We start from the raw sequence: 7814 nt of genomic DNA, 5'->3' as shown, positions 1-7814 counted from the left end.
GACCGCCGCGATCTTGAATTCCTCTGTGTACCGCTTTCCGCTCATACCTTCTCCTTGTGCCCAACATTATGGCTCAGGAGTGTCTACGATAGTCGTGGCGATTCACATTACAAATGTGCCCGAAACCCGCATGGTTGCTGGGTTTCGCTGTATTACAGCGATTTTTCGCGTATACAAAAGTCCTGTAACCCGCTGAGCCGAAAGGGAAAAGAGCGAATACACCGAATGGGAGGCAGTGTTAGTCCTGCTCGTCGTCGTTCTCGTCATCCAAACCGTCCCACAATGCCTGTAGCGCGTTTTGCTGGTCAGGTTGAGGGTTCGCACCCTCCGCCTCCGTGGGGGCGCTCCTGGGCCGTCTGTGCGCGCCCGGATGGGTGCTCGCATGCACCAGCTGCAGCTGCCGGATCGCTACCTGGGCATAAATCTGCGTGGTCGACAGTTCGGCGTGGCCCAGCATGGCCTGGATGAAGCGGATGTCGGCCCCGCCTTCGAGCATCTGGGTCGCCATCGTGTGGCGGAACAGGTGGCAGCCGCCGTGCTTGCCCAGCTGGGCCTTCTCGACGTAACGCGAGATCACCGTCGACAGCCACAACGGAGATAGTGCCTTGCCCTCGGCGCCGAGGAACAGCGTGACGTCGAACTGGTTCCACGTGAGTTGCGGCCGTGCCGTGTCGAGGTAGTGCCGCACCCAATGCAGGGCGCGTTCGCCCAGCGGAAGCAGGCGATCCTTGCGCCCTTTGCCCTCGCGGATCAGCACGACGGCGCGCTCCTGGTCGATGTCGCCGACCTCCAGCCGGGCGATCTCCATGCGCCGCATGCCGGTCGCGTACAGCACTTCCATCATGGCGCGGTCGCGCAGGCCGATCGGCGTGGCGGTGTCGGCCTGGGCCAGCACCCGCTCGACTTCTGCCACCGTCAGCACGTGGCGCGGCAGGCGCCGGATCGCGCGCGGCAGCTCGATTTCGGAAGCCGGATTGGCCGGGATCTGGCCGGTTTTCGTCAGCCACTTGAAAAAGCTTTTCAGCGGCGTGATCTTGCTGCGCCGGCTCGATACCGACAGGGGCGAGCCAACCTTCTTCCGATAATGGTGCAGCCAGCGCTGGTAGCGTTCCAGCACGGCTTGGGTGACGTGCTCGGGGTGCATCACGGCGCGGGCGTCGGCCCAGACGATGAAATCGCGGATGTAGCGTTCCAGGCCATACAGGCCGGATTCGGTGTTGCCGATGGTGGCGCGGTATTCGATAAAGCGGCGCATGGCTGCGTACAGGCCGCGCGCGTCGCGCGGGTCGCCAACGGGCGTAGAGAAGCCCGGACCGCGCAGATGTCGATTTACGTCGGCGCGCTTGCCCATGCTAGTTCCCGGCTATGACAGGATCGGCGCCGATAGCGTCGAGATGTGCGTTTGGCGCGAACGACGCATCGGCGACGTCTTCATCGCCCCGCACGCCGCGTGACTGCTGGCTTTGTGCGTGTTGATGGCCATGCCGACCGTCCGCCGGCCAAGGGCCGACCCTGGCCCGACCCGACTCCGACCGATTGATTTCACACCCCGACCGCTCGCCGTCGTAGCCGTGTTTTTGGCTTAGTTCAGCTGCATCGAGCAGCCCGCATAAATGCTTGCCATCGCCCTTGCCGTCGTACAGCAGCTCGTAGTCGAAGGCCGTGCCGCGTCGGTGCACGGCCAGGTATTCCAGGTCGGCCAGACGTGACAGATGCAGCTTGAGCTGGGTATCTCCCCAATGCAGCGCGTCACGCACCTGCTTGCGTGTAAAGCGCAGCTCCCGGAGCGGCAGGTTGTTCGCCTTCGCGGTGTCGATGGCCCACGCCTGCAACTGGCTCAGCAAGCGTCGCGTCTGTGGCGGCAGTTCATCCAGCGTGCGGCCCAAGACCTCGTGCGCGATCCGGTTGGCCAGGGCAATGTCCGCCTTCGTTACCTCGATGTAGGGCAGTGTGCGGCCGCGATGCTCGACGGTCCTCACCGGCCGCTGATGCTGGTGGACCAGGGCGATCGCGCGGATCAGGGTCAGGTACTTCATGTGGTCGCGCCGGGTCCTCGTCTTGTCGTCCAGGAAGGTCAGCTGGCCGGCGTAGGGATTCACGACCAGCACAGGTTTCAGCAGCCGCTGGGCGTTCTGGTGCAGGGCGATGATCGCTTCCTTGTCGCTGGCGGCCAGTAGTCCCTCCAGCGTCTGCTTCATGCGCTGGCGTTCGTGGATGAGCTTCGTCTGCTCGCGCGATTCATTCACCGACAGGACGAGACACCGGTTCATGAGTTCCTCGTCGATGTCGATGGCGGTGGTTGTCATCATCAGCATCACCGGTCCTTTCACGCGATACTGCCGGGTGACGAGGTTGCCGCTGGCCTCGTCCTTGCCGGTGCTGGCCATCGTCAGCTCGCCGTCCGACTGCAGCAGTTTCAATGCGTACGCGGCCTGGCGCACGCCTTCTTCTTCGGCGATGGCCAGGATCTTGTGTTGCATGTCGGTCTCGCCGAGGTAGAACAGCGACTGGCCGGTCATCGCGCTGTACTGCATCCGTTCCTCGGGCGGGACCATGGCCAGCACGGCGTCCATCAGGCTCGATTTGCCGGCCGCGCTCGAGGACTGGATCAGGATGGCCAGCGGCGTATCCAGCTTGCGGGAAATCGCGGCCAGGTAGCCGGCCAGCAGGTTGTTCGCTTCGCCGACCACGCCGCAGCGTTCCATGTCCAGCACGATCCGGCGCACCAGGTCGGGAGAACGCAGCAGGCTCAATGCCTCGCGCTCGTCCTCGGCCGACAGCACGGGCGCCGCCTCGGCCGGTGTCGTCGTTTGCGTGATCAAGTCGTCCTGCAGCGTTTCCAGCTTGAGCAGCACGTGGCCGATGTCGCGCTTGATCGTTTCGTCGGGCAAGCCGAGTTCGATCGCGGCCTGGCGCACGTACGCGGCGCGGGCGCGCGCGGCGTACAGGTCCAGCGTGTCGACGTGGTAGCCCGGCGACTCCGGATGCGCGCGCCGCACCTGCAGGTTCACGCGCATCTGCTCGGGCGACAGGTTTTTCTTCCAGCCGCGGATTCTCCACGTCCGGTCGTCCAGGTCCATCATCAGCTCGTCGCCGGCAGGCGGCGGCTCGACGTCGGGCACGTCGGCGGTTAAAGGGACGACCGGTTCAGATGGCGATGCCGGTGCGGGTTCGGTGCGGGGGCGTCCGATCCATTCGGCCTGTTGCAGCATCAGGCCCAGGCTTTGCCGTGCCGGCGTCATTCTGACGGCGACGCTGTTGGCGTCCATCCCTTTAGGAAAGCGCACGCGTAGCGCCTCGATGCCTTCCGCGATCAGGCGTTCGGCCAGTCTGTCGGCGGCCCTGTCGCCGGCGTCGTCGCGGTCGTAGGCGATCAGCACGCGTTTTATCCCATGCCGCCTGAACGCGGCCATGTGGTCATCCGTGAAACCCTCGACGCCGTAAGCAGCGGTGACGTTCGTAAAGCCGGCGCACCAGAAGGTCATGGCGTCGATCAAGGCTTCGCACAGGATGATCTCGCCATTAGCTTGGGCAAGACCCGCTTCGTTCCACACGCCACGGTGCGCGCCGGGCAGGTACAGGTGCAGGGGCGTGCCCTTGCGCAGATCGTCGCGGATCTTGCGGCCGTAGATTTCGCTCACGTGGCCGGTCTCGTCGAACACCGGCACGACCAGGGAACCGTTGAAGTGTTCATGGCCGCTCTCGCGCAGGATGCCGACCTTTTGCAGGCGGGCGCGGATGTCGGCGCCGGACAGGCGGCTCTTCTCGGGCAGGCGCAGGCCCAGCGTTCGGTTCGCGTAGCCGAGCCTGAAGCGCTCGACCAGTTCGGGATGATCGAGGCCGCGCGAGGCCAGGTACGCCAGTGCCTCGGGCGACTGCCGCAATGCCTCGTGGTAGTAATCGACGGTTTGCACGAGCAGCGTCCGGTCGTCGGCGTCGAACGACACCGGTGCTGGCAGGCTGCGCACCGTGCTGCGCTTGACCGGCGCTTCCACGGCGTCGGCGGCTAAGGGAAAGTCCGACTTCAACAGCTCGACCGCGTGGCGGAACGAAACGCCGCGCTGCTTCATGACCCAGTCGATCGGGCCGCCGCCGATCTGGCAGCCGAAGCAGTGCCACAGGTTTTTCGACGGTGTGACCACCAGCAACAGAAAGGCCTGACCCAGCAGGGCTTGGCCGATGCCTCCGGCATCCATGGCCAGCAGATAAAGCACTACGAGGCCGGTAGCGCCCAGCCTACGGCCGAGGCGTTGAAGAAGCTCGCCCTGGCCCTGCACGCGAGTACCGACTTTTTGCTGTTCGAGGAAGGCGAGCGTGAACCGGACGACGACATGAAATTGCGCTTTGAGGCGATCGCTGCGATGCGGCCAGAAGAGCAGGAAGTGGCCAAGGCCGTGCTGGACGCGATCATCGTCAAGAGCCAGGTGGCAGGGGCGCTGGCCCGGGTGAGCGGGCAGCTGGCGACTAAGGAAAAGTGACGCGCTGGCCGACGTCGATGGACACGTAGGACCACGACCCCGGCAGAAAAACGGCACTCCACGCGCAGCAGCGCCGGGTTGGGGGACCTCTTTAGCTGCTAAAAAGAAATCCAAGCAAAATCGGGCGCTCGTCTACATTTGTAGACACTGTAAGGGATTGATCTTGCTGGGCTTTTTCCTGGCAGTCTAAACGATGCTCGTCACGTGATCAAAATTGTAGACAGCATATTCCACTGTAAATTCAACCACTTAAAGCTGAAAAGCCGGCTGCGCGCCTAGTGCGTAATGTGTGTACATGATTTCGGGTGCGGGTGTCCCGCGAAACGCCGGAACACCGCTTGCGACGGTCAGGAGCACAGACGTAGAATCTGCGCATAATCCACGCATTGCCGAGAGGACGCTACCATGGCCGCCGACAACGAACCGATCCGCCTGACCCTGACCATGTCGCCGGCGCTCAACGCCAAACTGGAGCAACTTGCGACGGCCAACTGCGCGACGAAAGCCGAGATTTTGCGCAAAGCGATCGTCCTCTACGAACTCGCCTATCGCGCCGGTTTAAAGGACCAGCGCTTAGGCGTGTTCGATAAGGATGAGTGCTTGGTTACCGAAATTGTCGGCGTCTAATTCCCTGCAAAAACGCCTAAATATTTCTCAGTTCGACAGGTAACTGCCCGATGTCTACGGGATATCTGAGAAACCGCATGATTTCGCCGTTGCTTAACCTGCCAGTATTCTAGCTGAAATCAATCTCGCAAATTATTCCTTACGCACCATCTTCCAATCAATCGCGGCGCTTCCATTTTTGTAAAAAGATATCTTTCCAACTTGTCCATTCAAACGATATTTTAGTTCACCGATGGCATTGCTGTCAGATGGTGTGTGAAGCAAGGAGGTTAATTGACTAATAAAAGCGTCCAAGGCTCCAGCTCCAAGAATAAGGCGAATATTTTCACGTACTCTCTCATCCGAGCAAATTATATGTTTCGCAACTTTGTCTACGGTTACATTAATTGCTTGCAGATTGGATGATAATACGGAACCAATAAATAACTCGCACAATTTGAGGCTACTTATCGAGGCTTCGCTCATATTATCTGGCAAGATAATGTCAATTGAAGAGCCGGCTATCCTCATGTAATTTCCCTCCACTCTCCTCGAAATGCTTGGTCGGGTACAGACAGAATCCAGTTGGCGCCACAATGCATACAAGCATATCGAATTCTTAAATATGGGCCTTCGGGTTGTTCGTGTCTGATTTTAGTCAGATCCCCCTCTGCCACACTTTCGGACAAAGTTTTGGAGAACTTAAAATAATCTGACTCAGAGGCAAAGTCACGTCTGTGAAGTGCGCATTTTGAACAGCTCATGGATTTAACCTAAATATGTGAGTCCGGTCGATCGGGACAGCATTAAGTAAGAACTGGCTGAAACCGCCAGAGCCAGCTTTAGGATACGAGTTTGTGAAAACTTCCCATCCGGTTGTCGCCTTGCCACCCATGGGTCTAGCAATACTGAATCCGTTCAGTTCATCAACTGGGATGGCGACGCCATATTTAGGGACTCCCCATTCTGGAAGTATCTGTGCGCCATTTGAAATCGCACTACTTGAGCTCGTGAACTCGGTTGTCGTGTAGCCTCTGATGCTGCCATATTTAAGAGATGCATTAAGCCCATCCTCCGAAAGATATCTAAACACGTATTCTTGATTGTTAATTGCCTCATTAATTCTGCGCTCATAATTCAATCGCGATAGCTCATCGATGCGAGCCATTCTTGCAATCGAATTTGCGTTGTCAAGATTATTAAGGCCGATTCTTTGAAGAGCGTTTGCTTCTACTTCGACAACGCTATTCCTCGCAAAAGACGAGTTGGCAAACCCGTTAATGCCTGCTGCTATATTGGCAACTCCACCTGCAAAAGGAATATCATTGTCTACGAACGCTGCAGCCTTCTGAGAGCCGGTCAGCGCCGCGACGCCATTATACGTAACAGTGTTTTGAGCTTCGCCAGTCCAGAGGCGTCGCAGTCCGGTACCAATGTTGTCTCCACCGTGGAATGCCACGGGTAACCCAACCACTGCACCTACACCGGTACCGCTAAGCAAAGTTGCCCCCGCGACTTCAAGGCCTCCATTGATTACTTGGACTGCACCTTGCGTCCGCTGAGATCCTCGGTAAGCGAATTTAGTGTTATCCCAGGCCATCGATACGGCATCTCCCAGTCCAATTTTGCCGCTGCGATAGGCGCCCGCAATATTAGAGTAAGAAGACCAAATGGACTACTGCGCTTCGATACGGGACGAGTTCGCGTTCGCGAAAGTCACCTTTTTGTTCAGACCAAACGCCGCATTCAGCTGCGGTTCGGCGGTTTCTCGTCTCCCGTAAACATAAACTTTTGGAATGACCTGATAAGTCGGGTTGTCAGCTCGCCAGGCCGCCACATAAGAATCCCATGCACTGCTAGATTGGCTTGAAGCGGTAGGAGAAGCGTATGCGCCGAGCATGCCAAGATAATTCTTCTCTCCTCCTAAAACGTCATTCAGGATCAGTCCGCCAAACTGGGCCCGCTCGGCCTGTCGTGGCGACATTGTTGCGTTATCGAAGTCCTGACCAGATTGCAAAGCTGGGCTGACTAAACTGTTGCCCAGCGCATTGCCAATTGCAAAGTCCTTGAACTTCTGCTTGCTAAAGCTGATCGTCAGGCCTTCGCTTATTTTCGTTAAGGGCACTTCTGCCACTATGTTCCCTCCGCATTTTTGAGGGTAGAGGCCCCAATTGATGCCTTCTGACAACCTCGTGGCGGCACCCAGCGCCGCTTTGTCTAATCAAACATCACGTTTTACGGCGCTTTGGCAAGGGTTTCCTTAGTGCGGACGGAACACGGTAGGGCAGACGGGACACTTGGACGCATTCTTTAACAGTCTGTCTTGCCTTCGATCCTACTTTTTTCGGCATACATATTAAGACGTGTTGCAAGCACACTTAAGAGTAGATTGGCTGCAACGTCTAACCGATTATTGCTCTCTTCAATTTCGGCCAAAGCCAATCTGGTTCCCGTCTCATCAATTGCGCCATTACTTCGATACCTATCTCCAAGTTCAGATATCCCTCGCCTCAGTAGGTTAATTGCATCGCGATATTTCCCGCTTGAAATCTCGACTTCGGCTAATTTGAAAAATTTTTTTGTGTTCATATACGGACCTCGGTCGAATTTATCCTCATTCGCAACGGCACGATGCATAGCAAAATCCTTTTCATTCGTTATTTCTGTAGAGCTGCTCCGCGTAGGAACTTGCCACACCGCCGCCAAAAAAAACAGCGGCATGAGAGTCAT

General features: G+C 57.9%; 8 protein-coding genes. 2 read left to right on the top strand and 6 right to left on the bottom strand.

Going from position 1 to position 7814, the window contains the following annotated elements; translation table 11 throughout:
* Positions 1-238 precede the first annotated feature (238 nt).
* Together xerC and QPK29_RS31700 are read right to left on the bottom strand one after the other, a co-directional pair.
* The gene (gene xerC, locus QPK29_RS31705; RefSeq protein ID WP_371772190.1) at positions 239-1351 is read right to left on the bottom strand and encodes a site-specific tyrosine recombinase XerC; all 1113 of its coding nucleotides are present in this window, start codon (positions 1349-1351) and stop codon (positions 239-241) included.
* Between the two features lies 1 nt (position 1352).
* The gene (locus QPK29_RS31700; RefSeq protein WP_400189915.1) at positions 1353-4196 is read right to left on the bottom strand and encodes a toprim domain-containing protein; all 2844 of its coding nucleotides are present in this window, start codon (positions 4194-4196) and stop codon (positions 1353-1355) included.
* Between QPK29_RS31700 and QPK29_RS31695 the strand changes: the two genes are divergently transcribed.
* Together QPK29_RS31695 and QPK29_RS31690 are read left to right on the top strand one after the other, a co-directional pair.
* A complete protein-coding gene (locus QPK29_RS31695) occupies positions 4173-4478 on the top strand; it encodes a helix-turn-helix domain-containing protein (protein ID WP_371772191.1) in 306 nt (101 codons plus the stop codon). The genes QPK29_RS31700 and QPK29_RS31695 overlap by 24 nt on opposite strands.
* Positions 4479-4883: 405 nt before the next feature.
* On the top strand, positions 4884-5105 hold the full coding sequence (locus QPK29_RS31690) for a hypothetical protein (RefSeq protein WP_371772192.1): 222 nt from the start codon (positions 4884-4886) through the stop codon (positions 5103-5105).
* 132 nt (positions 5106-5237) lie between these two features.
* Here the strand turns inward: QPK29_RS31690 and QPK29_RS31685 are convergent, their stop codons facing one another.
* The 4 genes from QPK29_RS31685 to QPK29_RS31670 form a co-directional block, all read right to left on the bottom strand.
* Positions 5238-5570 (bottom strand): hypothetical protein, encoded by a 333-nt coding sequence (locus QPK29_RS31685; RefSeq protein ID WP_400189914.1) that lies wholly within the window; start codon positions 5568-5570, stop codon positions 5238-5240.
* Positions 5571-5844: 274 nt separating this feature from the next.
* Positions 5845-6684: a hypothetical protein gene (locus QPK29_RS31680; RefSeq protein ID WP_371772194.1), complete on the bottom strand. Its 840-nt coding sequence runs from the start codon at positions 6682-6684 to the stop codon at positions 5845-5847.
* Between the two features lie 75 nt (positions 6685-6759).
* Positions 6760-7218 carry a hypothetical protein gene (locus tag QPK29_RS31675; protein ID WP_371772195.1) on the bottom strand — a complete coding sequence of 153 codons (459 nt, stop codon included), beginning with the start codon at positions 7216-7218 and terminating at the stop codon, positions 6760-6762.
* A 176-nt stretch (positions 7219-7394) separates the two neighbouring features.
* Positions 7395-7814 carry a hypothetical protein gene (locus QPK29_RS31670; protein WP_400189913.1) on the bottom strand — a complete coding sequence of 140 codons (420 nt, stop codon included), beginning with the start codon at positions 7812-7814 and terminating at the stop codon, positions 7395-7397.

This window comes from Massilia orientalis, from assembly GCF_030411975.2.
Lineage (GTDB): Bacteria > Pseudomonadota > Gammaproteobacteria > Burkholderiales > Burkholderiaceae_D > Telluria > Telluria orientalis.
The sequence above is the reverse complement of the archived record's forward strand: the minus strand, read 5'-3'. Positions and strand labels throughout refer to the sequence as shown.